The organism is Cupriavidus sp. C1SS-2L (genome assembly GCF_057073735.1).
In genome coordinates this window covers 1929695-1954245 of record NZ_CP172709.1, presented here as the reverse complement: position 1 = coordinate 1954245, position 24551 = coordinate 1929695, and the positions used below count along the sequence as shown (strand labels likewise).

The 24551-nt window shown below is 66.4% G+C and carries 20 protein-coding genes and 1 pseudogene; 16 read left to right on the top strand and 5 right to left on the bottom strand.

Annotation, left to right across the window (positions count from 1 at the left end):
• Positions 1-85: 85 nt before the first annotated feature.
• Positions 86-862 carry an enoyl-CoA hydratase gene (locus tag ACIGJG_RS26660; RefSeq protein ID WP_140950638.1) on the top strand — a complete coding sequence of 259 codons (777 nt, stop codon included), beginning with the start codon at positions 86-88 and terminating at the stop codon, positions 860-862.
• 15 nt (positions 863-877) lie between these two features.
• Here the strand turns inward: ACIGJG_RS26660 and ACIGJG_RS26655 are convergent, their stop codons facing one another.
• Positions 878-1312 carry a MarR family winged helix-turn-helix transcriptional regulator gene (locus ACIGJG_RS26655; RefSeq protein WP_041680233.1) on the bottom strand — a complete coding sequence of 145 codons (435 nt, stop codon included), beginning with the start codon at positions 1310-1312 and terminating at the stop codon, positions 878-880.
• A 110-nt stretch (positions 1313-1422) separates the two neighbouring features.
• On the opposite strand from ACIGJG_RS26655, the gene ACIGJG_RS26650 reads away from it, so the two are divergent.
• The gene (locus ACIGJG_RS26650; protein ID WP_049796499.1) at positions 1423-2472 is read left to right on the top strand and encodes a LacI family DNA-binding transcriptional regulator; all 1050 of its coding nucleotides are present in this window, start codon (positions 1423-1425) and stop codon (positions 2470-2472) included.
• Here the strand turns inward: ACIGJG_RS26650 and ACIGJG_RS26645 are convergent.
• Genes ACIGJG_RS26645 through ACIGJG_RS26635 form a run of 3 tightly spaced genes read right to left on the bottom strand, consistent with a single transcriptional unit; the run spans position 2469 to position 5997 of the window.
• Positions 2469-3176 (bottom strand): sulfite exporter TauE/SafE family protein, encoded by a 708-nt coding sequence (locus tag ACIGJG_RS26645; RefSeq protein ID WP_011300645.1) that lies wholly within the window; start codon positions 3174-3176, stop codon positions 2469-2471. The two genes, ACIGJG_RS26650 and ACIGJG_RS26645, sit on opposite strands and share 4 nt — an antisense overlap.
• A 2-nt stretch (positions 3177-3178) precedes the next feature.
• Positions 3179-4645: an amidohydrolase family protein gene (locus ACIGJG_RS26640; RefSeq protein WP_011300646.1), complete on the bottom strand. Its 1467-nt coding sequence runs from the start codon at positions 4643-4645 to the stop codon at positions 3179-3181.
• 20 nt (positions 4646-4665) lie between these two features.
• On the bottom strand, positions 4666-5997 hold the full coding sequence (locus ACIGJG_RS26635; protein ID WP_011300647.1) for a uracil-xanthine permease family protein: 1332 nt from the start codon (positions 5995-5997) through the stop codon (positions 4666-4668).
• A gap of 312 nt (positions 5998-6309) precedes the next feature.
• Between ACIGJG_RS26635 and ACIGJG_RS26630 the strand changes: the two genes are divergently transcribed.
• The 9 genes and pseudogenes from ACIGJG_RS26630 (at position 6310) to ACIGJG_RS26590 (ending at position 19324) form a co-directional block, all read left to right on the top strand.
• Positions 6310-7158, top strand: a complete 849-nt coding sequence (locus ACIGJG_RS26630; RefSeq protein WP_041680234.1) for a MurR/RpiR family transcriptional regulator — start codon at positions 6310-6312, stop codon at positions 7156-7158.
• Positions 7159-7186: 28 nt separating this feature from the next.
• Entirely contained in the window at positions 7187-8419 is a 1233-nt protein-coding gene (locus ACIGJG_RS26625; protein ID WP_011300649.1) for a diaminopropionate ammonia-lyase, read from the top strand.
• Positions 8416-9663, top strand: a complete 1248-nt coding sequence (locus ACIGJG_RS26620) for a M20 family metallo-hydrolase (RefSeq protein ID WP_483673341.1) — start codon at positions 8416-8418, stop codon at positions 9661-9663. The genes ACIGJG_RS26625 and ACIGJG_RS26620 overlap by 4 nt, the downstream gene beginning before the upstream one ends.
• A gap of 30 nt (positions 9664-9693) precedes the next feature.
• On the top strand, positions 9694-10638 hold the full coding sequence (locus ACIGJG_RS26615) for an N-carbamoyl-D-amino-acid hydrolase (RefSeq protein ID WP_011300651.1): 945 nt from the start codon (positions 9694-9696) through the stop codon (positions 10636-10638).
• A gap of 181 nt (positions 10639-10819) precedes the next feature.
• Positions 10820-12095: pseudogene (locus ACIGJG_RS26610) on the top strand (MFS transporter).
• A gap of 19 nt (positions 12096-12114) precedes the next feature.
• Positions 12115-13275, top strand: coding sequence for a YgeY family selenium metabolism-linked hydrolase (locus ACIGJG_RS26605; protein ID WP_483673340.1), 1161 nt, complete (start codon positions 12115-12117; stop codon positions 13273-13275).
• 272 nt (positions 13276-13547) lie between these two features.
• Positions 13548-14417 (top strand): acid phosphatase, encoded by an 870-nt coding sequence (locus ACIGJG_RS26600; protein WP_011300654.1) that lies wholly within the window; start codon positions 13548-13550, stop codon positions 14415-14417.
• Between the two features lie 295 nt (positions 14418-14712).
• Positions 14713-18171, top strand: coding sequence for an ATP-binding protein (locus ACIGJG_RS26595; protein ID WP_140948879.1), 3459 nt, complete (start codon positions 14713-14715; stop codon positions 18169-18171).
• A 124-nt stretch (positions 18172-18295) separates the two neighbouring features.
• A complete protein-coding gene (locus tag ACIGJG_RS26590) occupies positions 18296-19324 on the top strand; it encodes a YeiH family protein (protein WP_140948880.1) in 1029 nt (342 codons plus the stop codon).
• Positions 19325-19361: 37 nt separating this feature from the next.
• On the opposite strand, the gene ACIGJG_RS26585 is transcribed toward ACIGJG_RS26590, so the two are convergent.
• The gene (locus ACIGJG_RS26585) at positions 19362-20075 is read right to left on the bottom strand and encodes a TetR/AcrR family transcriptional regulator (protein WP_483673338.1); all 714 of its coding nucleotides are present in this window, start codon (positions 20073-20075) and stop codon (positions 19362-19364) included.
• A 34-nt stretch (positions 20076-20109) separates the two neighbouring features.
• Here ACIGJG_RS26585 and ACIGJG_RS26580 point away from each other — a divergent pair, with 34 nt between their 5' ends.
• From ACIGJG_RS26580 to ACIGJG_RS26560, 5 genes are read left to right on the top strand one after another with little or no spacing between them, the layout of a single operon-like run.
• Positions 20110-21015 (top strand): TauD/TfdA dioxygenase family protein, encoded by a 906-nt coding sequence (locus ACIGJG_RS26580; protein WP_011300658.1) that lies wholly within the window; start codon positions 20110-20112, stop codon positions 21013-21015.
• Positions 21016-21041: 26 nt separating this feature from the next.
• A complete protein-coding gene (locus tag ACIGJG_RS26575; RefSeq protein ID WP_011300659.1) occupies positions 21042-22013 on the top strand; it encodes a Bug family tripartite tricarboxylate transporter substrate binding protein in 972 nt (323 codons plus the stop codon).
• Entirely contained in the window at positions 22010-22732 is a 723-nt protein-coding gene (locus tag ACIGJG_RS26570; protein WP_140948882.1) for a sulfite exporter TauE/SafE family protein, read from the top strand. Before ACIGJG_RS26575 ends, ACIGJG_RS26570 begins: the two co-directional genes overlap by 4 nt.
• An 11-nt stretch (positions 22733-22743) precedes the next feature.
• Complete coding sequence (locus ACIGJG_RS26565; RefSeq protein WP_245001806.1) at positions 22744-24135, top strand: amidase; 1392 nt, start codon at positions 22744-22746, stop codon at positions 24133-24135.
• Complete coding sequence (locus tag ACIGJG_RS26560; protein WP_011300662.1) at positions 24132-24530, top strand: nuclear transport factor 2 family protein; 399 nt, start codon at positions 24132-24134, stop codon at positions 24528-24530. The genes ACIGJG_RS26565 and ACIGJG_RS26560 overlap by 4 nt, the downstream gene beginning before the upstream one ends.
• Positions 24531-24551 lie beyond the last annotated feature (21 nt).

Sequence of the window (24551 nt, the reverse complement as noted above, 5' to 3'; positions counted from 1 at the left end):
CTTCGCACGCGAATTATCTATATACTTCGCACACGAAATTAATCTTGACGCCGCCTGGCATCGCACATCCCCTTGGAGAACAACCATGTCTTCCGAAATCCGCACCGAACTCGACCACGGCATCCAGACGATTACGCTTTCCCGCCCGGACAAGATGAACGCTCTCACGAACGACATGTACGGCACACTCGCCGATACGATCGAGCGCGCACAGCAGGACCGCAATATCCGGGTATTGCTGCTGCAGGCTGATGGGGACAGCTTCACGGCGGGCAACGATTTGGGCGAGTTCGCGGCGATTGCTGCCGGCAAGGGCCCGAGCGAACGTCATGTCCATCGCTTTCTGCGCGCCCTGGCCAATTCGACCGTGCCGGTCGTGGCCGCGGTGCACGGCAATGCCGTGGGCGTGGGCACCACCATGCTGCTGCATTGCGACTACGTCGTGCTTGGCGAAGATGCCAGACTGGTCACGCCGTTCGTCAACCTCGCGCTGGTTCCCGAAGCGGCTTCGAGCTACCTGCTGCCGCTGCGCATCGGCCACGCACGGGCGTTCCAGATGTTCGCGCTGGGCGAGCCGCTTGATGCGCAAACCGCCGTGGCATGGGGCATTGCCAACAAGGTCAGCGCCAGCGGCGAGTTGCGTGCAGACGCGCGGCGAATGGCCGAGAAGCTTGCCAGCAAACCCGCCGGTTCACTGAGCGCCATGAAGACACTCATGCGCGACGCAGAAAAACTGGTCGCGCAGATGACCAGCGAAAGCGCCCAATTCGAAGCACGGCTGGCCAGCGCCGAAGCGCGCGAGGCATTCTCCGCGTTCGCCGAGAAGCGCAAGCCGGACTTCGTCAAGATCGCCCAGCAATAAGTCCCAGTGAACTGACTAGACCTCGCCCTCGTCAGTAGCGGGGAACTTCGTCTGCAGGCTGGTGAGCCACCTTGCCACCACGTCGATCTCCGCTTCACTGAAACCTTCGGTCAGCCGGGCATTCAGATCCTTCAAGCCGGCCTTCGAACGCCGGCGCGCCGCGCGCCCCTCGTCGGTCAGCCACAGGCGCCATATGCGGCGGTCGGATTCATCCGGCCGGCGCTCGACAAGGCCTGCCTTTTCCGACCGATCGGCAAGGCCGCTCATTCCCGGGGCGCCGAGGTCCAGCGCTGCGGCGGCCTCACTCATCAGTGCACCGTCGTTCTCGCCCAGGAAAAACAGCAACCCCGACTGGGCTGCCGTCGCACCGCCCAGGGCCGTGCGCGCTTGCGACCACCGTTGCAGGCGGCGCTGGCCGACATTCAATAGATAGACGAGTCGATGTTCCATGTCGGATCTGGTCAGGGCCGTCATTTCATTCGCACGCGAATGTTATCACGCGGCCCTGTGCCGGGATTCTGCCCCTGTTGTATCCTCCCGGCACTGCTTCCCGAAATGGCATGTCCGACTCCATCCGCCCCCCTCCATCCGAACGCACCGGCAAACCGCGCCGCATCACCATTCATGACGTGGCACGCGCGGCCGGGGTGTCGCTGACGACCGTATCGCATTCACTGAATGACCGTGGCGTCGTAGATCCCGCCACGCGGGCGCGTGTAAAGCGCATCGCGGCAGAACTCGGCTACCGGCCCAGCGTGCGTGCGCAGCGCCTGCAGTCCGGCCGCGCGAACTGCATTGCGCTGCTGTCATCGATGCCGTTCGCGGTGGCAGGCGGCACGTCGCGGCTCGGATTCATGATGGAAGTCGCAGCCATTGCCGCGGAAGCCGCCATGGCGCGCGGGCTCGGCGTCGTGCTGGTGCCGCCGCTGGAAGGCGCCGGGGGCTTGCTGGAAACGCTCGACATCGATGGTGCGATCGTGATCGAGCCACTGGCCGGCGACCCGCATATCGCACGCCTGCGCGAGCGCGGTGTGAGCATCGTGTCGATCGGCCGCGAACCGCTTACCGACAGCCCGGTGCCCTACGTGGACCTGCAATCGGCAGACACCGCGCGCATGCTGCTGGAACACTTGCATACGCACGGCCGTAAGCAGATTGGCCTGATGATCGGCGACGCTGCGAGGCAATCATATGTGGAAACCGAGCGCGTCTACCGCGAATTCACGCAAGCGAACGGGCTGCCCTGCACACTGGTCAAGGCGCCCGAGGCGCAAGGCGAAGCTGCCGGTGCCGAGGCCTGCGCGCAGTTGCTGGCACAGCTGCCCAGTCTCGATGCACTGTGCGCGCCCGTGGACGCCTTCGCCGTGGGCGCGATGGAGCATCTGAACAAGTCCGGCAAGCGCGTGCCGGACGATGTGCAGGTCGTGACACGCTACGACGGCATCCGCGCGCGTACCGCGCACCCGCCGCTCACCGCCGTCAATCTGCACCTCGAGCGCGTCGCCGCGCTGGCCGTGGATCTGCTGTTTGCGCACCTGTCCGGCGATCGCAGCCGGCAAACCGTGGTGGGCCCGGCGCCGGAGCTCATTGTGCGCGCATCGTCAGCCTAACCGCGCAGCAGGACGACCGCGCCCGAAACCAGCGCGAACGCCAGCACGCCCACGCGCAGCATGCGCTGGTTGATGCGCCGATGGACGAGGTGGCTCGCCACCATGCCGGCCACCAGCACCGGCACCAGACCCATCGCATAGACGATCTGCGTCATGCCGAGCCGGTCGCTCGCTGCCAGCACCACGAGCGAGATGACTTCGCCCACCAGGAAGCACAGCGCCACCGTGGCTCGCAGCGTGGCCACGGGCGCATGCTGGTAGGCGAGCGCCAGCGGCGGCCCGCCGACCCCGGTGGCCGTTTCCGTCACGCCGGTGATCAGCCCGGTCGACGCGAACGTCAGCCGCCCCGGTGTAAAAGCCGGCGCCAGCAGCGACACAAGCGCCGCCGCGATGGTGCTTCCGCCTACGATCATGTTGAGCCACGCCATCGGCATCGCCACCAGCACCCAGAGGCCGCCGAACGTGCCAGCGACGCGTCCCGCGCTGATCCAGCCGGCACCGTGCATGTCGATCGCATGCCGCTCGCGCCACGCTACATAGGCATTGAGCGGCAGCATGGCCAGCAGCAGCGCGCCGGGCAACATTGCCGGCGCCGCAAGCGCCAGCACCGGCACGACGATCAGCGCAAAACCCATGCCGGTCGCGCCCTGGATCAGCGCACCGGTGAACACCGCGGCGCAGACACTGAAAACCGTCAGATCCATCGTCATGCTCCAGGCGTGCCGGCGTGCGGCACCGTTTGCGCGTGCCGCGCGCGATGTGCATCGGCGTAGTCGTGCAGTTTGCGGATCGGCGCGCCGGCAATCGTGTCGGCGGCCATCGCGCGGATATCACGCATCAGCGCACGTGCATCCCAGTCCGGCGGCCATCCTTCCCACAGCCGTAACTTGCCATCGACAAACACAGCGCGGATCTGGTCGCGATTGGCAAGACGCACGAGCTCCCACGTCACGTCCCACGAAGGCGTCAGCTCCGGCACGTCGAGATCGACCAGCAGGAAATCCGCACGCTTGCCCGCGGCAATCTCGCCGGTCACCGCACCAAGACCGGCCACGTCGGCAGCATCATGCGTCGCCATGTCGAGCCAGCGCCAGCCGGCCCCGCACGATGAGTCGCCCACGCCGATGCCGAACGCAAAACGCTGCGCCGCTTCGGCATAGTCGAGCAGACGGAAGCCGTCGCTGCGCGTACCGTCGGTGCCCAATCCGAGCCGAACGCCGAAGGTGGCCATGGTTTCAGCCGGTGCCACGGCATTGCCCTTCCATGCACTGGCCACCGGGTTGTAGGCAACGGCCGCGCCAGTGTCGGCCAGCAGGCGGATCTCATGCGGCGTGACCAGCGTGGCATGCGCCAGCAGCGCCGCGGGGCCAAGCGCTCCTACGGCTGCCAGATGTTCGATCGGCCGGCGGCCGCAGGCGTTGAGCGAACGCTCCACCGCGACCAGGTGCTCGTTGGCATGCGTCTGGAAAATTCGACCCGCTTCGGCACACATGCGATGTACGTAATGCAGCATCGCATCGCTGGCGACTTCGGGAATCGAGATCGCCAGCGATGGCGTGACCAGTGCGTGGTGATCGTAGCGGCCAAGATGCTCGGATGCGCGGCGCTGGATGGGAGCGGCATCGAGCGTCTCGGCGCCCGGGCGGTCGTTGCAGATCAGCCCCAGCACGCACCGCACGCCGGCATCGGACACGGCCCGCGCAATGGCGTCGAGCCCCGCGTCGCTGCGCGTGCCCGCATCCACGACGGTCGTGAAGCCGCCGCGCAGCGCCTCCAGCGCCGCGAGTTTTGACGACAGGTAGAGATGCTCGGCGTTGAGACTGCCTTCCAGCGGGACCCATACGCGACGGAAAATCTCTGAGGGCTCGCCGAACACCAGCGACTTGCCGAACGACTGGGTCAGGTGGTGATGGGTGTCGATCATGCCGGGCATCAGCAGCATGCCTGGCAGGGAAAGCCGCTTCAGCGACGGAAACTGCGCGGCAACGTCGTCGACCGGGCCTACCGCCGTGAAGCGGCCGCCCTCGACCACCACCGCGTGATCGCGCACGGCACCGTGGCGCAACAGCGTCCATTCGGGCTGGAGGATATGGGGTTCGGCAAGGCGTGCCGGGTCCAGGGGCGGCGCCAGATCGCCAGGCCACGCTGGCTGGAATGCGGATCGATGTGTCATTCGGATTTCCGGATACGGTTTCAGTGCGTAACAGGCGCCACGTCGGCGACGCGCCTGGCGCCCGTGTGGAAGAACAGGAAGTTGAGCAAGGCGGCAGTGAAGGCGCCCATCGCCACGCCATTGCCCAGCAGGATGCGCAGGTTGGGCGGCAGTGCGCCGTAGATGCCGGGAACGAGGATCGGCAGCAGTCCGGCCGCGAGCGCCACGGCCACCACATACATATTGGCGTGGTCGCGCAGGTCGACACGGCGCAGCACGTCAATGCCCATGGTGCCCACGATGCAGAACACCACGAGACCCGTGCCGCCGACCACCGCTTCCGGGATCGCGCTGATTAGTGACGACACCGGTACCAGCAGGCCGAACGCCACAAGGATGAGACCCGATACCGCGGTGACATAGCGGGAACGCACGCCGGTGGCGCGCACGATGCCGATGTTCTCCCCGCTGGTGATAATCAGCGATGTCCCGAACACGCCGCCAAGCAGCGACGCCAGCGCATCGGCGCGGATGGTGCGCGGCACATCGCGCTCGCCGTCGACCGGCCGTCCCACGGCATCGCTGATGGCGAGGGTCTGGCCGGTGGCCTCGACCATCGAGATCACGGCAAACACCACCAGCGGAATGGCGGCCACGACATCGAACTGCGGCCAGCCAAATGGGAAAGGCGTTGGCAAGGCCAGCAACGGCGATGCCGACACCTGCCCGGCATGAAATACGCCGAGCGCCATGGCCGACAACGCACCGCCAACGAGTCCGATCAGGATCGCCAGCCGTGCCAGCGTGCCGCCGAACCACCGAGACGCCGCCACGGTGCAGGCGATGGTCACGAAGGCCAGCAACAGGTTCATCGGATCGACCGATGCCCCTGCCGCAGGATGTCCGGCAATCAGCCGCCCCGAAACCTGCGCAAGGTTGATCGCCACCAGCAGCAGCATGGTTCCGACCACCACCGGCGGGAAATAGCGCAGGCAGCGCCGGAACACCGGCAGCGCACAGAAGTAGAACAGGCCAGTGATGATTACCGCCCCGGCCGCGGTCTGCACGCTGGTCTGCTGGGCGATCAGGATGAACAGCACGATGGGTGCGCCGCCAGGAAGCATCACGAATGGCAGCCGCGCACCAATGCCGCGACGGCCAAGCGACTGCAGCAACGTGCCAAGCCCGCAGACCACGAAAGTCGCGCTCAACAACTGCACCGACAGCGCGGACGGAAGATTCAGGGCCTTGCTCATCAGGAACACCGCCGCAATGGGCGATGCCGCCATGACCAGCACGTGCTGGAGGCCGAAGACGAACAGCTGCCGCCATGGCAGGCGTTCATCCACCGGGGCGGGGGCGGGTTGGGACATGTCGTTGCTCCTCGATTGGTGGGTCAGTCGTTGCACCGGTGACCTCGCGGAGGGGCCCTGCGTCTGTGCGCTGTTGGCGTCAATCCGCACGTTTTTTATTAGCCAAAACGTTTTGGTTAATGTAATCGAAGGAGATTGAGAGCGCAACCCGGATGCTCGATACGGCCGAGGAAGTGTCTCCAAAAGCCGCGCTCCTGCGTCGCGTGGACAAAAGCGCATATGATGAAACTTTGGTTTCATTCTCCTCAATGTTTGACACCAAAGTTTCATTCACCTATATTTCTGAAACCGAAGTTTCATTCGGATCCAATCATGACCGCATCGTTGCAAGACAAGATCCTCGCCCTGAACGACCAGCTCACCGAAAGCGAGCGCCGCCTGGCTGCCGTCACCCTGGAGTGCATCGGCAACCTGGCCGCTTACTCGGCGACCGAGCTCGCGCAGAAAGCTGGCGTTTCCAAAGCGACGGCCGGCCGCTTCTTCCGCCGGCTCGGCTATGAGAACTTCAATGAGGTCCGGGCGCTGGTGCGCGACGAAGCAGACCGCGGCTCGCCGCTGTATGAACTGGCTGGCGTCCAGGCACCCACCGAGAACCAGACGCCGCTGGCGCGCCACCTCGCCAACGATTTGCAGAACCTGGCGCAGACCTTCGACAGGCTGAACCCGGCCGACGTGGAACGTGCTGTTGCTCTGTTTGCCGACACGAAGCGCGTGTTCATCGCGGGCTTCCGCAACGGCCGCGTGCTCGCGCAATACGCGTGGGCGCTGCTGACGCAACTGCGGCCGGGCGTGACATTGGTGCCGGGCGCCGGCCTGAACCTGGCCGAAGACCTGGCCGACCTCGGCGCCGGCGACGTGCTGCTGGTCATGGACTTCCGCCGCCGCGTGACGCTGCTGTGGCCGATGGTCGCCCATGCCAACCGCGTCGGCGCCAAGGTCGTGATCCTGACCGATCCGAGCGCGACGGACCTGCCGGCGCGCTCCGACGTGGTACTTCGCTGCGTCAACCACGGCGCGGCGGTGTTCGACTCCTATGTCGCCGCCGTCAGCCTGATCAACCACCTTTGTACGAACCTAGCGCTGGTCCTTGGCGACACGGCGCGCGAGCGGCTCGAAGAAATCGAGTCGTTACACGACCACTACGGCGACCTTCATCGCTAGTGAACGAAACCTGATCAAGGAGACTGTCTTGAACCACCCGCTCCCCAACCTGAAGCTGCAGTGCGCGCTGAACCCGGCGGCCACGCCCGGCGCGCCATACGGCACCCGCCAGCGAGCCGTACTCGGCGGCGAAGCCTTTGCCCGCGCAGCCACGCAGATCCGCCGCTGGCCCGGCTATACGCCGACGCCGCTGGTTGCGCTCGACGGCCTGGCACGCGCCGCCGGCGTTGCCAGCATCCTCTACAAGGACGAAGGCGGCCGCTTCGGGCTGGGCAGCTTCAAGGCACTCGGGGGCGCCTACGCGGTCAGCCGCCTGCTGTTGCGCGAGATCGAAAGCCGGCTCGGCGTCAGCAACGTATCGGTCGATGACATGCTCGCGGGCCGCTACGCCGACGTGGTGCGCGACATCACCGTGACGTGCGCGACCGACGGCAACCACGGCCGCTCGGTCGCCTGGGGCGCGCAGCGCTTTGGCTGCCAGTGCGTGATCTATATCCACGCCACGGTCAGCGAGGGCCGCAAGACGGCCATCGAACAATACGGCGCGCAGGTGATCCGCACCGCCGGAAACTACGACGATTCCGTGCGCCAGGCGGCGGAAGACGCGGCACGGCTCGGCCGCTTCGTGGTGTCCGACACTTCCTACGAAGGCTATATGGAAGTGCCAAAGGACGTCATGCAAGGCTACGCGGTGATGGCCGATGAAGCGCTTCAGCAGATGCCTCAGGGCGAGCTTCCGACCCACGTGTTCCTTCAGGGCGGCGTAGGCGGCCTTGCCGCAGCGGTGTCGGCGCACTTCTGGGAAGTGCTCGGCAACGCGCGTCCGCGCTTCATCGTGGTGGAGCCGGACAAGGCGGCCTGCCTGTACGAGAGCGCACGTGCTGGCAAGCCGGTGGCAGTCCATGGCGACCTCGACACGGTGATGGCTGGCCTCGCCTGCGGCGAGGTCTCGCTGCTCGCGTGGGAGATCCTGCATCCCGGCGCCCACGCGTTCCTGACCATCGACGACGAATCGGCACTCGACTGCGTGCGTCTGCTCGCCGACAGTCCCTATGGTGATGCGCCCGTCGTCGCAGGCGAATCCGCTGTGGCAGGACTGGCTGGCAGTCTCGGCGCGCTGGCCGCCCCTGCAGTGCGCGACGCGCTCGGCCTGAATGCCGACAGCCGCATCCTGGTGTTCGGCAGCGAAGGCGCCACCGACGTGGCCCTCTACGAGCGCATCGTCGGCCGCCTGCCTGAAGACGTGAGGAAAGCGGCGTGAAGCCAGATCACACTCTCCAGCGACCCGCACGGATCGACCTGCCGCGCCTGCTGCGCCGGATCGCCGCGCTCGCCGAAGTCGGCGCCATCGACGGCGGTGGTGTCTGCCGGCTCGCGCTGACCGACGAAGACCGCATGGGGCGCGATCTCGTGGTGTCGTGGATGCGCGAAATCGGCCTGTCGGTCAGCATTGACGGCATCGGCAACGTGGTCGGCGTGCGCGCCGGGCAGGAAGACCTGCCGCCCGTCATGACTGGCTCGCACATCGACACCGTGCGTACCGGCGGGCGCTATGACGGCAACCTCGGCGTGCTTGCCGGCCTGGAGGTGATGGCCGCGCTCGACGACGCCGGCATCGTCACGCGCCGCCCGCTAGCGGTGGCCTTCTTCACCAACGAAGAAGGCGCACGCTTCGCACCCGACATGATGGGCAGCCTCGTCTTCCAGGGCGATCTCCCGCTGCAACAGGCGCTGGACACGCGCGGCATCGACGGCACCACGGTCGGCGAGAACCTTGCCCGCATCGGCTATGCCGGACCCGCGCCGGTGGGTCAAAACCGTGTGCATGCATTTGTCGAACTGCACGTGGAACAGGGCCCGGTGCTGGAGCACGAAGACGTCACCATTGGCGCGGTCACCGGCGTGCAGGGCATCCACTGGACCGAGTTCACCGTCGAAGGCACATCGAACCACGCGGGCACGACGCCAATGCGGCTGCGCCACGACGCGGGCATCGTCGCCGCGCGCATCGCATGCTTCGTGCGCGACCTGACGCGCGAACTCGGTGGCGCGCAGCTCGCGACCGTGGGCCAGGTGAAGTTCTTCCCGAATCTCGTGAACGTGATACCCAATCGCGCCGTGTTCACGGTGGACTTGCGCAATACCGATGGCACCGTACTGGCCGACGCAGTACAGCGCACGCTCGCTTACGCGCTGGACGTGGCAAAGGCCGAAGGCGTGCAGGTGTCCCACCGAACGCTGGCCGACTTTGCCCCGGTGGCGTTCGACCAAGGCGTGGTCGCCAGCGTCGAATCCATCGCGCGCCGCCACGGCCACAGCGTGCGGCGCATGCCGAGCGGCGCCGGGCATGACGCCCAGATCCTTGCCCGCATGTGCCCCGCCGGCATGGTCTTCGTGCCGAGCGCGGCTGGCCTCTCGCACAACGTCGCCGAACTGACCCACGACCACGACATCCAGGCGGGCGCCGACGTGCTGCTCGACCTGATGCTCGAACTGGCCACCTGACATTCACCGCATAACAGGAGACAACCCACCATGTCCCGCTTTGTCCACGTCGCCGCAGCGCAGCTCGGCCCCATCCAGCGCAGCGATTCGCGCCGCGATGTCGTCGCCCGCCTGCTGGCCCACCTGCACCACGCCCATGAGATGGGCTGCCATCTGGTGGTCTTTCCCGAACTGGCGCTGACCACCTTCTTTCCGCGCTGGTACATGGATGATCCCGAGGAACTGAATGCGTTCTACGAGCGCGAAATGCCCGGCCCGGAAACCCGCATCCTGTTCGACACGGCAGCACGGCTCGGCATCGGCTTCTATCTCGGCTACGCGGAACTCGCGGTCGAGCAAGGCGTCGAGCGCCGCTACAACACCGCGATCCTGGTCGGCCGCGACGGCAAGATCGTCGGCAAGTACCGCAAGGTGCATCTGCCCGGCCATGACCAGCACGAACCGTGGCGCGCCTTCCAGCACCTGGAAAAGCGCTACTTCGAGCCCGGCGACGACTTCGGCGTCTGGCAGGCCTTCGGCGGCGTGATGGGCATGGCGCTGTGCAACGACCGCCGCTGGTCCGAGACCTATCGCGTGATGGGCCTGCAAGGCGCGGAAATGATCCTGCTCGGCTACAACACACCGGTTCACAACCCGCCGGCGCCCGAGCACGACGACCTGTCGATGTTCCACAACCACCTGGTCATGCAAGCCGGCGCGTACCAGAACGGCACATGGGTGGTCGGCGTGGCAAAGGCCGGCAAGGAAGAAGGCTGCGAGATGATCGGCGGCACCAGCATCATCGCGCCGTCCGGCGAGATCGTCGCGGCTTGCTCGACCAAGGGCGATGAACTGGCAATCGCCCGCTGCGACCTGGACCTGTGCCAGTCGTACAAGAGCACGACCTTCAACTTCGACCGGCACCGCCGCCCCGAGGCCTACGGCCGCATCACGAGCCAGCGCGGCGCCACGCCGCCGCAGCCCGTGGCCGCATAGCCGCACGCGCTAGTCGCCCCTCTCCAAATCTAGAAAGAAGAACACGATGCAGGCGCCTCCGGGCGCCCGCAGGGGGGCGTTTTTGTCTCACCAAATCCAAAGGAGGAACATAGTGAGCGATTCAATGCATTCCGCGCAGACCCTGCGCAATCCCGCAACGAACACTGCGACGACGGACACGATGCAGGCGTACGACAACGCGCTCTATCGAAAGGTGGCATGGAGACTGCTGCCATTCCTGATGGCCTGCTACATCGCGGCCTTCCTGGACCGCGTCAACGTCGGCTTCGCCAAGCTCCAGATGCTGGACCAGCTCAAGTTCAGCGACACGATATACGGCCTTGGCGCCGGCATCTTCTTCATCGGCTACTTCCTGTTCGAAGTCCCGAGCAATGTGCTGATGCACCGCATCGGCGCGAAAAAGACGCTCGCGCGCATCATGATCCTCTGGGCCTGCATCTCGGCCTGCATGGCGCTGACCAAGACGCCGACTCAGTTCTACATCCTGCGCTTCCTGCTGGGCGCGGCCGAGGCCGGCTTCTATCCCGGCATCATCCTGTACCTGACGTACTGGTTCCCGTCGCACCGCCGCGGGCAGGTCATCGCAGTCTTCATGACAGCCGTGCCGTTCGCCGGCATCCTCGGCGGCCCGCTGTCGGGCTGGATCATGGAGAGCCTGCACGACCACCATGGCTTCGCCGGCTGGCAGTGGATGTTCCTGATCGAAGCGATTCCGTCGATCGTGCTGGGCCTGGCCGTGCTCTGGTATCTCGACGACCGCATCACCGACGCGCGCTGGCTCGACACCGCCGAGAAGAACCGGCTCGCACACAACATTGCGGCGGAGAAGACGACCAAGGTCGATCACGTATCGCTGCTGACGCTGTTCCGTGACCGCCGCGTGATCCACATGGCGCTGATCTGCTACTGCACGGTATCGAGCCATGTCGGGCCTGGCCTTCTGGATTCCGTCGGTGATCCGCTCGACGGGCGTGGTGTCGTTGCTGGACGTGGGGCTGCTGACGGCGATCCCGAACGCCTGTGCGGTCGTGTCGATGATCCTGGTATGCCGGCACTCTGACCGCACTCGAGAGCGCCGCTGGCACATGGTCATCCCGTTCCTGGTCGGGGGCGCCGGCCTGACGCTCAGCACGCTGTTCAGCCACAACCCCACGTTCGCGGTGGCGATGCTGTCCGTCGCGGCCGCTGGCTGCATGGTCTGCTCGCCGCTGTTCTGGAGCCTGCCGACCGCATTCCTCGAAGGCCGCAGCGCCGCTGCCGGCATCGCCGCGATCAACTCGTTCGCCGGTCTGGCCGCCTTCGCCAGCCCCTACGCGATCGGCTGGATCAAGGACCTGACCGGCTCCACCGACTGGGGCATGTACTTCCTCGCCTCCTTCACCGTGATCGGCGCGCTGCTGGTGCTGCGCGTGCCGGCAACGCTGGTCAACCGCTGATTGCACAGGACGTACCACGATGAACAACCAGACAGACAATCTCAGCGACGTCATTGCGCTGACGCGCGAGATGGTGCGCATTCCGAGCCTCTCCGGCCGCGAAGGCGACGTGGCCGCGCTTCTGGCGCGCCGCATGACCGAAGCCGGCTTCACATCGGTCACGACAGACGGCAACGGCAGCGTGCTCGGGCTGATCGGCCCGGAGGACGCCGAGGTGGCCCTGCTCTTCGACGGCCACATGGACGTCGTCCCCGTCACAGGACAGTGGCGCTTCGACCCGTTCGGCGGCACGATCCATGACGGCCGGCTGTACGGGCGCGGCACCACCGACATGAAAGGCGGCATCGCCGCGGCCATCTGCGGCGTGGCGGCCGCCGCGCGTGAACGGCCGCTGCGCCGCCGCATCGCCGTGTCCGCCAGTGTGCTCGAGGAGATCATCGAGGGGCACGCGCTGGCATCGGTACTCGACCGTTGCCAGCCGGCGGCCGTGGTGATCTGCGAGCCGTCGAAGCTGCAGATCAAGCGCGGGCAGAAGGGCCGGCTTGAGATCCTGCTGACGTTCCACGGCAAACCCGCCCATGCGGCGACGCCCCACCTTGGCGTGAATCCGCTTCAGGCTGCCGCGCGCGCATTGACGGCGCTCGAAGGGCTGAATCTGCCGACCGACCGCGTGCTCGGCGCCGCACTGCTCGTGCCGACCGATATCGTCTCGGCGCCCTATCCTTCGATCTCGATGATCCCGACTTCGACCACGATCCGCTTCGATCGCCGCACGCTCGATGGCGAGACGCGCGAGGACGTGCTTGGGCAGATCGACGCCTGCCTGCGCACAGCGGGCCTGCACGATTTCACGCTGGCCGTGTCGGATGACGAGGTGCGGACGTTCACCGGCGAATTGGCGCGGCCGACGCGCTGGCTGCCCGCGTGGCAGCAACCGGACAGCACGCCGCTCGTGCAGGCCGCCACGCGAGCCGTCACGCAAGCCGGCCGCTCCCCGCAAGTCGGCACCTGGGCGTTCTGCACGAACGGGTCCGAGTCTGCGGGGCGGCGCCGGATTCCGACCATCGGACTCGGTCCGGGGTGTGAAGAGGATGCGCACACCATCGATGAATCAATCGCGCTTGAACAGCTGGATGGTGCGCGGGAGATCTTTCGCAACCTGGTGTTGGAGATGGCGTGATGGCGCGCGGCGCTTGCATGAAGCGCCGCGTCATCCCCCGCCCTGGTGAAAGCGGCTGGGCCGCAGCGCCCGCCAAGAGCGATAACCTGGCCCCCGACCAGAAGCTTCCACCGACTACGCCGGCGAAACAGCCGCATCTGCCGAGATGCGATAACTGATTCCCCAATCCTACGAAAAACCATCTCAATGTGCATTGGGGAGGTACCCGATTCCCGGACATCCGCGCCAGCAGTAGCCTGCCCTCTTGGCACACCACACAGGAGAAGATCCCAATGCCCGGCCGTTCCCGTCCCATGAAGTCACCGCGCTCATCACGCCCTGCCTTGCTTGCTCTGACGATTTCGGCCACGGCCGGCCTGCTCTCCGCCTGCGCAGCCAATCTGCCCGGCCAGTCGGCCAAGGTGCCCGAACTACGCCCCGGCATTCCCGCAGGCTACCTGGCGCCGGATGCCCGCCCCGACAGCCTGGCGCTGGTGCCGCAGCCGCCGGCGGCCGAGTCGGCGGCCTTCGCGCTGGACAAGGACACGGCAAAGCTGGCCCAGACCCAGTGGGCGAAGTCCGGCTCGGCGCGCTGGAAGCAGGCGCAACTCGACGCGGATCTTAGCTTCCCGGCCGCAGCAGGCGCCTTTTCCTGCGCAGTGAACGCGCCCATCAGCGAGACGCAGACGCCGCGCTTGTACATGATGCTGCGGCGCACGCTGGTCGACGCAGGCCTGGCGACCTACCGCGCGAAGGACCGCTACAACCGCACGCGCCCGTTCGTGGCGACGAGCACGTCATCGTGCACGCCCGCTGATGAAGCCAAGCTGGCCAAGGACGGTTCCTACCCTTCGGGACATAGCGCCGCCGGATGGGCATGGGCCCTCGTGCTGACGGAAATCGCTCCCGATCGCGCCGACGCCATCCTGATGCGCGGGCGTGCCTTCGGGCAAAGCCGCATCGCCTGCAACGTGCACTGGCAGAGCGACGTGAACGAAGGCCGCATGATCGCGGCGGCCACGGTAGCGCGTATGCATGCCGACCCGGTATTCGAGGCCGACCTGTCAGCCGCGCGCGATGAGTTGGCCAAGGTGCACGCCCAAGGACTGCCGCCGAACCGGGACTGTGCCGCAGAAGCTGCCGCGCTGGCGACAAACCCCTAAGGCATTGGCACATACGCGCCGGCGTCGGCCGACGCCGGCTGCGCTCGCCATGTGCCACGTTGCCGAGCGCGCAAGGCTCGAGGTGCACATCACTTCTCTTCCCTGAAAACAGGGATGTGGTGCCGCAGTCATCCGGAACGGGTCCCACGCCCGATGTGGCCCGAACTCCGTTGACGGTCGAGTCAGCCAAGGTACGCTAAAATCAGCACACCTCGCTCCTGCGCCGATAGCGAGCGCAAGCGTGCGACCGCTGCAGCCGCTCATCGCGCAGGCCGCTTCCATTCGCGGAGAACGAATGATCGATACGAACCTCGGCGGCCCGTCTTCGGGTGCAGACTGGGCGTCAGGCGAAATGGCCGAGCGCATCCGCACGTTCGACTGGTCTGCGACACCGCTCGGCGCCATCGAGTCATGGTCGCCGACCTTGCGGTCCATGATTCGCATCATGCTGGCCAACCGCTTTCCCCATATCCTTTGGTGGGGCCCCTCCTACATCCAGTTCTACAACGACGCCTATCGTCCGATTCCCGGTACCAAGCACCCGGAACGCGCGCTGGGCATAGCCGCCAGCGAGTGCTGGCCGGAGATCTGGCACGTCATCAAGCCGCTCATCGACCGTCCGTTCCATGGTGGCCCCGCGACCTGGGACGACGACATCTTCCTGGAAGTCAATCGCCATGGCTTCCGCGAGGAGAGCCACTTCACGATCGCGTACAGCCCTGTTCCCGACGACACGGTGGCCAGCGGCATCGGCGGCGTGCTCGCGACGGTTCACGAGATCACCGAAAAGGTCATTGGAGAACGGCGGCTCACCGTGCTGCGCGATCTGGGCGCGCGCATGGCCGACGCAAGGACAGCCGACGACGCTTGTGCGATCGCGGCCGAGGTTTTCGCCGCGCACGACAAGGACGTGCCCTTCGTGCTGCTGTACCTGACCGATCCTGCCACGCACGTCGCCACGCTCGCGGGCGCGACGGGAATCGAACCAGGCAAGGATATTTCGCCGCTGACTGTTGACCTGCGCAACGCACTACCGGGAGGCTGGCCGCTTCGCGAGGCAATGCGTGACGGTGCCGTGGTCTTCACGGATCTGCGCACCAGCTTCGCAGCCGTGCCGGCGGGACCGTGGGACGATCCGCCGGATTCCGCGTTTGTCACCACGATTCCCGCGAGCCGGCTCAGGGAGCCCGCGGGTTTCATGGTGGCGGGCCTCAGTGCGCGACTGAAATGGGACCGGCACTATCAGGACTTCCTGGAACTGGCGAAAGCCCAGATCGCTTCCGCCATCAACAATGCGCGCGCCTACGAGGAAGAAAAGCAGCGGGCCGAAAAGCTGGCCGAACTCGACCGGGCCAAGACGACGTTCTTTTCCAACGTGAGCCATGAGTTCCGCACCCCGCTGACGCTCATGCTCGGGCCGGTCGAAGACCTGCTGATGCGCAGGAGCGATGAGCTTTCCGCAGCGGCGAAGGAGGATCTTGCTGTTGTCGGCCGCAACGGTTTGCGGCTGCTGCGGCTGGTCAACTCATTGCTCGATTTCTCGCGCATCGAGGCAGGCCGCATGCAGGCCACGTACGAACCGACTGACCTCGCACGCTTCACGGAGGAACTCGCCAGCCTGTTCCGGTCGGCATGCGAGCGTGCCGGGCTGACACTGACCGTGGATTGCGACACCTTGCCCGAACCGGCCTTCGTCGACCGCGCAATGTGGGAAAAGATCGTACTGAACCTGCTGTCGAACGCGTTCAAGTTCACGCAGGCAGGCCGCATCGCGGTCAGCCTGCGGACCATTGGCGACAAGGCGGAACTGCGCGTTGCCGATACGGGCACGGGCATCCCGGCGGACGAACTGCCACGCATCTTCGAACGGTTCCATCGCGTGCAAGGCACCCACGGCCGCACGCACGAAGGCGCCGGGATCGGGCTGGCGCTGACGCTGGAGCTTATCAAACTCCACGGCGGCACGATACGCGCCGACAGCACCCCTGGTGCCGGCACCACATTCATTGTCGAGATTCCGATGGGCAAGGCGCACCTGCCGGCCGACCGCATCGGCGCCCATGACGACGCCATCGGGACGTCGACCGACCCGCGGCCGTTCGTCGAGGAAGCCCTGCGCTGGTTGCCGCACGGTGCGCCTGCCACAGCCCCGGCCCATGCGCCGGCTGCCGACAGGGCCCCGGAGGCCCTGCCGCACGCGCCCGGCGCGGGCCGCCCGCGTATCCTGGTGGCCGACGACAACGCCGACATGCGGCAATATCTGGCTCGCCTGCTCTCCAAGGACTACGAGGTCGAACTGGCCAACGACGGGCAGGACGCCCTGGCGCGCATCCACGCTCGCAGTGTCGAACTGCTTCTCACCGACGTGATGATGCCGGGCCTGGATGGCCTTGGCCTCTTGCACGCCCTGCGCACGGATCCCAAAACCGCCGACCTGCCCATCATCATGCTGTCGGCGCGAGCTGGAGAAGAAAGCCTGGCGGAGGGCGTCGAAGCCGGTGCCGATGATTACCTGACCAAGCCGTTCAGTGCGCGCGAGCTGCTCGCTAGAGTCGGCACGCACGTGAAGATGGCGCGCTTCCGCCGCGAAGCGCTGGAGGCGCTGCGCCATCGCGGCAAGGCATTGCGCGAGGCAGACCGGCGCAAGGATGAGTTCCTGAACATCCTCGCGCACGAGTTGCGCGGGCCGCTGGCGACCATCAGCAATACCGCGCATATCCTCGGGCAGTCCCGCACGGACACCGAACTGGCGCGCGATGCGCAGAAGAGGATCGAGCGGCAACTGCGGCATCTCGTGCGCCTGGTCGACGATCTGCTCGACACCAACCGCATTACGCAGGGCAAGCTGCAACTGCACATCGAACGCGTGGAACTGCAGGCCGCCATTCGCGACGCGATCGAGACGTGCAGGCCGCTGGCCGAAGAACTCGAGCGCGAGGTGACGCTCGACGTCCCCGCGGAATCCATCTGGCTCGATGCGGATCCGGTGCGCCTTGCGCAGGTAATCGGCAATCTGCTCAGCAACGCGTACAAGTACACGGAGCATGGCGGACACGTGTGGCTCAGCGTCGAACCGCGCGGCGACGAAGTGCTGTTGCGCGTGAAGGACGATGGCGTCGGCATCCCTGCCGCCGCCCTGCCGTCGATCTTCGACCTTTTCATGCAGGTTCGCTCATCGCTGAACCGGGCACGCGGCGGACTGGGCATCGGCCTCGCGCTCGTCAAGCGCCTGGTCGACATGCACGGCGGGCAGGTCGAAGGCTTCAGTGACGGCCCGTCGCGCGGCAGCGAGTTCGTGGTGCGGCTGCCAATGCCGGTCGGCGCCGTCGGCGGCGCAACGGTGATCCATCCGCCTGCCGCGAACGCGGCCGCCACCGCGGCATTGCAGATACTGGTCGTCGACGATGACCAGGACTCAGCCTGGTCGCTGGCGGCGCTGCTCGACACGTGCGGCCATCGGGTCCAAACCGCCCACGATGGCTTCGAGGCGATTGCAACGGCCGAACAATACCGTCCCGATGTGATCCTCATGGATATCGGCCTGCCCACCATCACCGGCCACGAAGCCGCGCGCCGGATCCGCGCCGAATCGTGGGGCGTGGACATCGTACTGATTGCCGTGAGCGGATGGGGGCAGGAAGAAGACCGCCGCAGGTCCGACGAAGCGGGCTTCGACGCCCACCTGGTCAAGCCCGTCGACCTCGATGCCCTGCTGGGACTGCTGCAGCGGCGCAGGGATTCCGCGGCAGGTTAGCTGGACAAGTTGCCGCGTTCCAACGCTTCTTGCAATCCGGGGCGTCTCGCCGATACTTGGACTCGGACTGCCCGCATCAGCCAGATACCCATCGCAGCGCAGCATTGATCCACCGGAGATCGCCATGGCCGTGCTTATCCGCAAGCCCATGAGTTGGCCCGCAGTGCGTCCGTATCTGCCGGGCGTGCTTATCAGCGCGGTGGTGACTGTGGCGGCGATGTCTCTCGCCGATCACTACCATGCCCCCGTGATGCTGTTCGCGCTGCTGCTTGGCATGGCCCTCAACTTCCTGTCGCAGGAAGCCTCGAGCGCGATCGGCATCGAATTCAGTGCCAAGCAGGTGCTGCGCCTCGGCGTGGCCCTGCTCGGGCTGCGCATCACCGGCGCGCAGGTCGTGGCGCTCGGGTGGCAATCCGTAGCCATGATCGTGCTGGCGGTCGCGCTGACGATCGTCTGCGGCATCCTGCTGGCACGGCTGATGGGCTTCCAGATGTTCTTCGGCTTGCTGACCGGCGGCGCCGTGGCCATCTGCGGCGCTTCCGCGGCGCTGGCCTTGTCGGCTGCCATGCCGCAGCACCCGATGAAGGAGCGGGCGACCCTGTTCACGGTGATCGGTGTGAGCACGCTTTCCACGCTGGCGATGGTGCTCTACCCGATGCTCGCCAATTTTCTGGCGCTGAACTCCGTGCAGGCCGGCGCCTTTCTCGGCGGAACGATTCACGACGTGGCGCAGGTGGTGGGCGCCGGCTACAGCATCTCGCATGAAGCCGGCGACGCGGCCACGCTGATCAAGCTGATGCGCGTCGCCATGCTGTTGCCCGTCATTGCGCTCGCCGCGTGGCTTTCGCAGCGCCACCAGCGCGCGCAAGGCGAAACCAGCACCGGTCCGCGCCCCCCGCTGCTGCCCTGGTTCGCCGTGGCGTTCGCCGTGCTGGTGGCGATCAACAGCACCGGCTGGCTGCCGCCGGTGGTCGTGAAGGCCGGTCAGACGGCGTCTCAGTGGTGCCTGGTCATGGCCATGGCCGCGATCGGCATGAAGACGCACCTGAGGGAAGTCCTCACGGTGGGCTGGAAGCCCATCGTGCTGATGGTGCTGGAGACGGTGTTCCTCGCCGTGCTGTTCTACGGCATGCTGGTCTGGTTTCAGCCGTAGCTTCATCGCGTATGACTGCGGGTCTGATCGAACTGGATCAGGCCCTCAGGTACGCGCAAAAGGCCCGGGTCAGTTCCTCGTCGAATTCCGCGCTCGACAGGCGCAGCGGTCCAGGGTTGTTCAGGATCGCATTGATGATGCTGCCGATGGCGAACTGAAACGCGATGCGGATCCGCCGCCGCAATGCGTCGGGATCGCCCTGCCCCTCGGCATACAGGGCTTCGAGCACGGGCACAGCGCGCTCGACAAATCCCGCGCGCCGCTGCTTGACGCCCTGCCACGCTTTCCCGTTGATCTCCATGATCGTCGCGCGCAGGACGCCCTGGTGACGGAGCGCGCCGCGCCGCACTTCCGACAGCAGCGCTCGAACCCCGGTCTGCAGATCGCCATCGGACGCTTCTACCACGGCCAGGCACGCCCCCATCCGGGTGTCGATATCTTCCGCCATCACGGCCTGCAAGGCCTCGAAAAAGGCCTGTTTGCTCTGGAACCGGCCGTAAAAGGCGCCCGTTGTGACGTGGGCGGCGGCGCAGATTTCCTGGTTGGTGATGCTGTCGAGCGCGCGCTCGCGCAGCAATTCGCGGCCGGCCTGAAGAAGCGCTTCGGTGGTACGGCCGGCACGGCCGTACCGGGGCGGCTTGAAGCCTTGCTGGCCTTCCAGCGCGGCAAGTGGGTCCTGAGGCATAAGTTTCGACATGGTTTTCCCTAGCCACCCAACGCATTGGTTGCGCCTCGGTGCATCGTCAGCCAAAAATATACTCGCTAATATAAATTGGAGACAAGGCATGAAAACGATTCACGCAGCAGACGGGACGATCACAGCCCCGGCCGTGGTGTCCCGCAGCGCCCTGCAGTCCGCCTTCACGCTGACGCGCATTTCACCGGCACTGGGTGCCGAAGTCGGCAATATCGACCTCAACGTACCGCTCGACGACGACACCATCGCGGCCCTGCGGCGCGCACTGGTCGAGCATAAGGTCCTGGTGTTCCGCGATCAGGACATCACGCCGTCACAGCATGTGTCGCTGGCGCGGCGCTTCGGCGAACTGGAAGTGCATCCCGCCTTTCCGCACCATGAGGAGTTCCCGGAACTGGTGCTGCTCGGGGGCGACGACAAGAAGCCGGCGATGGAGAACGGCTATCACAGCGACGTGTCGTGGCGCGAGATCCCGTCGATGGCGTCGATGCTGCGTTGTGTGCAATGCCCGGAGATCGGCGGCGACACGGTCTGGGTCAACATGGCGCTTGCTTACGAGAAGTTGCCGGAGCACCGCAAGCAGCAGATCGAGGGACTCTTCGCCGCGCACGACATCCTGCCCGCATTCGGCGACAAGATGACGCCGGAACAACGCAAACAGTTTCCCCCCGCGATCCATCCCGTCGTGCGCACGCATCCGGAAAGCGGCGAGAAGATCCTCTACGTGAACGGCGCCTTCGTCACGCACTTCTTGAACTTCCGTTCGCGCAACGCGGTGCGCGGGGCGTTCGAAGGCCAGTCCGAGAAGCATGACCTGATGGAGTACCTGCTGCGTCAGCCTGCCATCCTCGAGTACCAGATGCGCCTGCGCTGGCGGCCCAACACCATCGCATTCTGGGACAACCGCTCGACCCAGCACTACGCTATCCAGGACTACTTTCCTGCCGTACGCCGAATGATGCGCGCCACGATCATCGGCGATCGTCCGTTCTGAGCCAACGCATCAACCGGGAGACTCATATGAAATGGAAGCTGCTCGTTGGTATCGCCGCCATGGCATTGAGCCTGGTGGCCAGGGCCGATACGTACCCCAGCAAGCCGATCACGTTCATCGTGCCGGTGCCGCCGGGCGGTGCGACGGATGCGCTGGCACGGACCATGGCCGAGGCGATGAGCAAGAGCATGGGCCAGCCCATCATCGTCGACAACCGGCCGGGAGCGGGTGGCACAATCGGCACGCAGGCCGTCGCGCGCGCCGCGCCTGACGGCTACACGGTGCTCTTTGCGACGTCGGCGCCCATCCTGACCGCGCCGTTCCTGTACGCGAAGCTGCCGTATGACGCGAAGCGCGATCTCAGCTTCATCTCCCAGGTCTGCACGGGCCAACTCGTGTTCGCGGTCAATCCGCAGAAGGTGCCGGCAAAAACGGTCAAGGAGTTCATCGCGTGGGCCCAGCAGCACAAGGGCGCCGTGACGTATGGTTCCTATGGCGTGGGCTCGTCGGCGCACCTGATGGGGTCGTATCTGAGCCAGACCCAGAAGCTCGACATGACGCACGCGCCGTACAAGGGCGAATCGCTGATGGTGCAGGACCTGATCGGCGGGCAGATCGACTGGGCGATCGGCACCGTCGGGGTGATGGCCCCCTACCTGCAGAACGGACGCTTGCGCGCGCTGGCCGTGATGGGGGACCGGCGGCCAGCCGAACTGCCCAACGTGCCGACCATGACAGAGGCGGGCTTCCCCGATCCGGAGTACCGGCCGGTCGGCGGCGCCGTGCTGCTCGGCCCTGCCAACTTGCCGCCGGCCATCCTGAGCCGGCTTGAACAGGAAGCGCGCGCAGCGGTGCAGACCCCGGAAATGAAGGCGCGCTTCCAGCTCTACGGCATGTATGCGCAGGGCACGACCTCGGCCGCATTCCGGCGGGACTTCGATGTGATGCTGCCAGTCATGGAACGGCTGATCCGCCAGTCTGGCGCAAAAGTCGAATGACGTGGCTGGCTGACGGGCTGATCGTTCTGGCCGGCGCGGCCATCGGCGCGACATCGATCGGCGGCGTGCTCGTGGTGCCGGTGCTGACCGGCATCGCGGGCTTGCCGCTGGCCGAAGCGGTGGCCGCCTCTAGCCTCGCGTTCGTGCCGGCCGGGCTGCTTGGCTGGCGTGCGGCGCGAGTCCAGGCCGGGCTCCATGCCACGCCGTGGGCGCTCCATGCCACGGCGCTGTCCGGCGCCGTGTGCGGTGCGCTGCTGGTCCATGTGGTACCGACCAACGGTGCTGACCTGTGGCTGGCTGCGCTGGCGGCAGTCTCTGGTTTGTACGGGCTGGCATCGCTCATGGCGGCACAGGGCGAGCGCCCGATGCCGGCTACGGCGATGCTTGCCGTAGTCGGGTTCGCTGTCGGACTCGGTTCCGCGCTGTCCGGCACAGGTGGCCCCGTGCTGCTGCTGCCGCTATTGCTTCTTCGGCGCACGGCGACGGCGCCGGCACTTGCGGCGGCATTGGCCATCCAGCTTCCGATTGCGCTTGCCGCAAGCGCCGCGCACTGGTTTGGTGGCCATCTGCCGCTGGCCCTCGGCCTGAAGACAGGCGCCCTGGTGACCGCCGGTGCCCTGGCGGGACGCTTCCTCGCCCGCAAGATGCCGGCACGGGCCCTGCGCGGCAGTGCATCGCTTTGCCTGCTCGCCGTGGCCGCGTGGTACGCCGTCCGATGAACGACCTGATCATGTCGAATCCCGCAGATCTGTCCGCCACCGCATTGCTGGCGCTTTACGCCCGGCGCGAACTGTCGCCAGTCGAGACGCTCGACGCCATCCTGCATCGCGTGGCCGAACGCGATCCTGCCTGCAATGCGTTCCGATTCATCGATGCAGACGACGCGCGCGAACAGGCGCGCGCGTCGGAACGACGCTGGCGGCGCGGTAAGCCGTGCGGCTTGCTGGACGGCGTGCCGGTGTCGTTCAAGGACCTGCTCCACGTGCGCGGCTGGCCAACGCGTCTGGGCAGCCTTGCCACTACCGATACGCCGCAGCCCGACGATTGCCCGGCCGCAGCGCGCCTGCGCGAGCACGGCGCCGTGCTGCTGGGCAAGACCAATACTTCGGAGTTCGGCACGAAGGGCATCACCGAAAGCGCGCTGGCCGGCATCACGCGCAATCCCTGGAATACGGCGCACACACCGGGCGGCAGCAGCGGCGGCGCGGCCGCCGCCACCGCGCTCGGGCTGGGGCCATTGCATGTCGCGACCGACGGCGGTGGTTCCATCCGCGCGCCATCGGCAGCCTGTGGCGTGTTTGGATTCAAGCCGGGCAGCGGACGCGTGCCCTGCTATCCGCCCGCGCATTCCGGCACGCTGTTCCACGTAGGGCCGATGGCGCGCACCGTCACGGACGCCGCACTGCTGCTCACCGCGATCAGCGGCCCCGACAGCCGCGACTGGCACGCATTGCCTTATGAGGATCGCGACTGGCGCACCGGCCTCGACGATGGCATCGCAGGCCTGCGCGTCGCCTACAGCCGCACCCTTGGCTACCTTCCCGTCGATCCCGAGGTAAGCGCATTGTGCGATGCCGCCGTCCGGCGCCTGATGGCGCTCGGTGCCATGGTCGAAGACGTGGACCCTGGCTTCGACAACCCGGCCCCGACGTTCCGCGTATTGTGGGATGCGGGCGTCGCGCGCTTTCTGCGCGACATCACGCCCGATCGCCTCGCGCTGATGGATCCGCTCCTGCACGAAGCCGCCGCACGGGGCCGCAATGTGGACGCCCTGGCCTATCTCGACGCGACCGAGCGCCGGCGCGAACTGGGCGTGGCGATGCGGCGCTTCCATGAGCGGTATGACCTGCTGGTGACGCCCACGCTCGCGTCGGCGCCACCGCGAGTGGGACAGCCCTGGTCCGCGCCGCATTGCCTGCCGTTCAATCTGACGGGCCAGCCCGCCGCCAGCGTGCCATGTGGTGTCACACGCGCCGGGCTGCCGATTGGCCTTCAAATCGTCGGCCCCAGCCACGCCGACGCCATGGTGTTGCGCGCTGCGCGCGCTTTCGAAACGACGTGCCGGTGGCCACTGTGGGCGCCGCGCGCCTCATCCCCGACCCGACAAGGAGATCAAGCATGACCGACATGGAAATCCGCGCCTTGATTGCCGCCTTCGCCAGTGCCTTTCGTGCCGGCGACGCCGATGGCGTAGCCGCCTGCCTGGCAGACGACTTCACGTGGCGCCTTCCCACAGGGACCGGCAATCCGCAAGGCGAGGTGCTGCAGGGCAAAGAAGACGTTCGCCGCTACTTGCTCGAACGCTTCGCGCGCGCGGCCGGGAGCCATGGCGACGTGGTCTTCTCGGACAGCCGCATGGAAATCTGCGGCGACGCCGTGCTTCTGCACTACCGCGTCAAGGGGACGATGGAGGATGGCCGGCCCGTTGACGCAATGGGGTTGGACTTGTTTCGCGTGGCAGATGGGAAGATGCAGATGAAAGATGCGTATTGGAAGCAGGTGGCGTGGCCTGCCTGATAGCCAAGGCTGCGAGGGGGC

What these genes read in the sequence shown, in the direction of transcription:
- ACIGJG_RS26660 (WP_140950638.1), top strand. Translation starts at nt 86, where the DNA reads ATGTCTTCCGAAATCCGCACCGAACTCGACCACGGCATCCAGACGATT.
- ACIGJG_RS26655 (WP_041680233.1), bottom strand. Translation starts at nt 1,312, where the DNA reads ATGGAACATCGACTCGTCTATCTATTGAATGTCGGCCAGCGCCGCCTG.
- ACIGJG_RS26650 (WP_049796499.1), top strand. Translation starts at nt 1,423, where the DNA reads ATGTCCGACTCCATCCGCCCCCCTCCATCCGAACGCACCGGCAAACCG.
- ACIGJG_RS26645 (WP_011300645.1), bottom strand. Translation starts at nt 3,176, where the DNA reads ATGGATCTGACGGTTTTCAGTGTCTGCGCCGCGGTGTTCACCGGTGCG.
- ACIGJG_RS26640 (WP_011300646.1), bottom strand. Translation starts at nt 4,645, where the DNA reads ATGACACATCGATCCGCATTCCAGCCAGCGTGGCCTGGCGATCTGGCG.
- ACIGJG_RS26635 (WP_011300647.1), bottom strand. Translation starts at nt 5,997, where the DNA reads ATGTCCCAACCCGCCCCCGCCCCGGTGGATGAACGCCTGCCATGGCGG.
- ACIGJG_RS26630 (WP_041680234.1), top strand. Translation starts at nt 6,310, where the DNA reads ATGACCGCATCGTTGCAAGACAAGATCCTCGCCCTGAACGACCAGCTC.
- ACIGJG_RS26615 (WP_011300651.1), top strand. Translation starts at nt 9,694, where the DNA reads ATGTCCCGCTTTGTCCACGTCGCCGCAGCGCAGCTCGGCCCCATCCAG.
- ACIGJG_RS26605 (WP_483673340.1), top strand. Translation starts at nt 12,115, where the DNA reads ATGAACAACCAGACAGACAATCTCAGCGACGTCATTGCGCTGACGCGC.
- ACIGJG_RS26600 (WP_011300654.1), top strand. Translation starts at nt 13,548, where the DNA reads ATGCCCGGCCGTTCCCGTCCCATGAAGTCACCGCGCTCATCACGCCCT.
- ACIGJG_RS26595 (WP_140948879.1), top strand. Translation starts at nt 14,713, where the DNA reads ATGATCGATACGAACCTCGGCGGCCCGTCTTCGGGTGCAGACTGGGCG.
- ACIGJG_RS26590 (WP_140948880.1), top strand. Translation starts at nt 18,296, where the DNA reads ATGGCCGTGCTTATCCGCAAGCCCATGAGTTGGCCCGCAGTGCGTCCG.
- ACIGJG_RS26580 (WP_011300658.1), top strand. Translation starts at nt 20,110, where the DNA reads ATGAAAACGATTCACGCAGCAGACGGGACGATCACAGCCCCGGCCGTG.
- ACIGJG_RS26575 (WP_011300659.1), top strand. Translation starts at nt 21,042, where the DNA reads ATGAAATGGAAGCTGCTCGTTGGTATCGCCGCCATGGCATTGAGCCTG.
- ACIGJG_RS26570 (WP_140948882.1), top strand. Translation starts at nt 22,010, where the DNA reads ATGACGTGGCTGGCTGACGGGCTGATCGTTCTGGCCGGCGCGGCCATC.
- ACIGJG_RS26565 (WP_245001806.1), top strand. Translation starts at nt 22,744, where the DNA reads ATGTCGAATCCCGCAGATCTGTCCGCCACCGCATTGCTGGCGCTTTAC.
- ACIGJG_RS26560 (WP_011300662.1), top strand. Translation starts at nt 24,132, where the DNA reads ATGACCGACATGGAAATCCGCGCCTTGATTGCCGCCTTCGCCAGTGCC.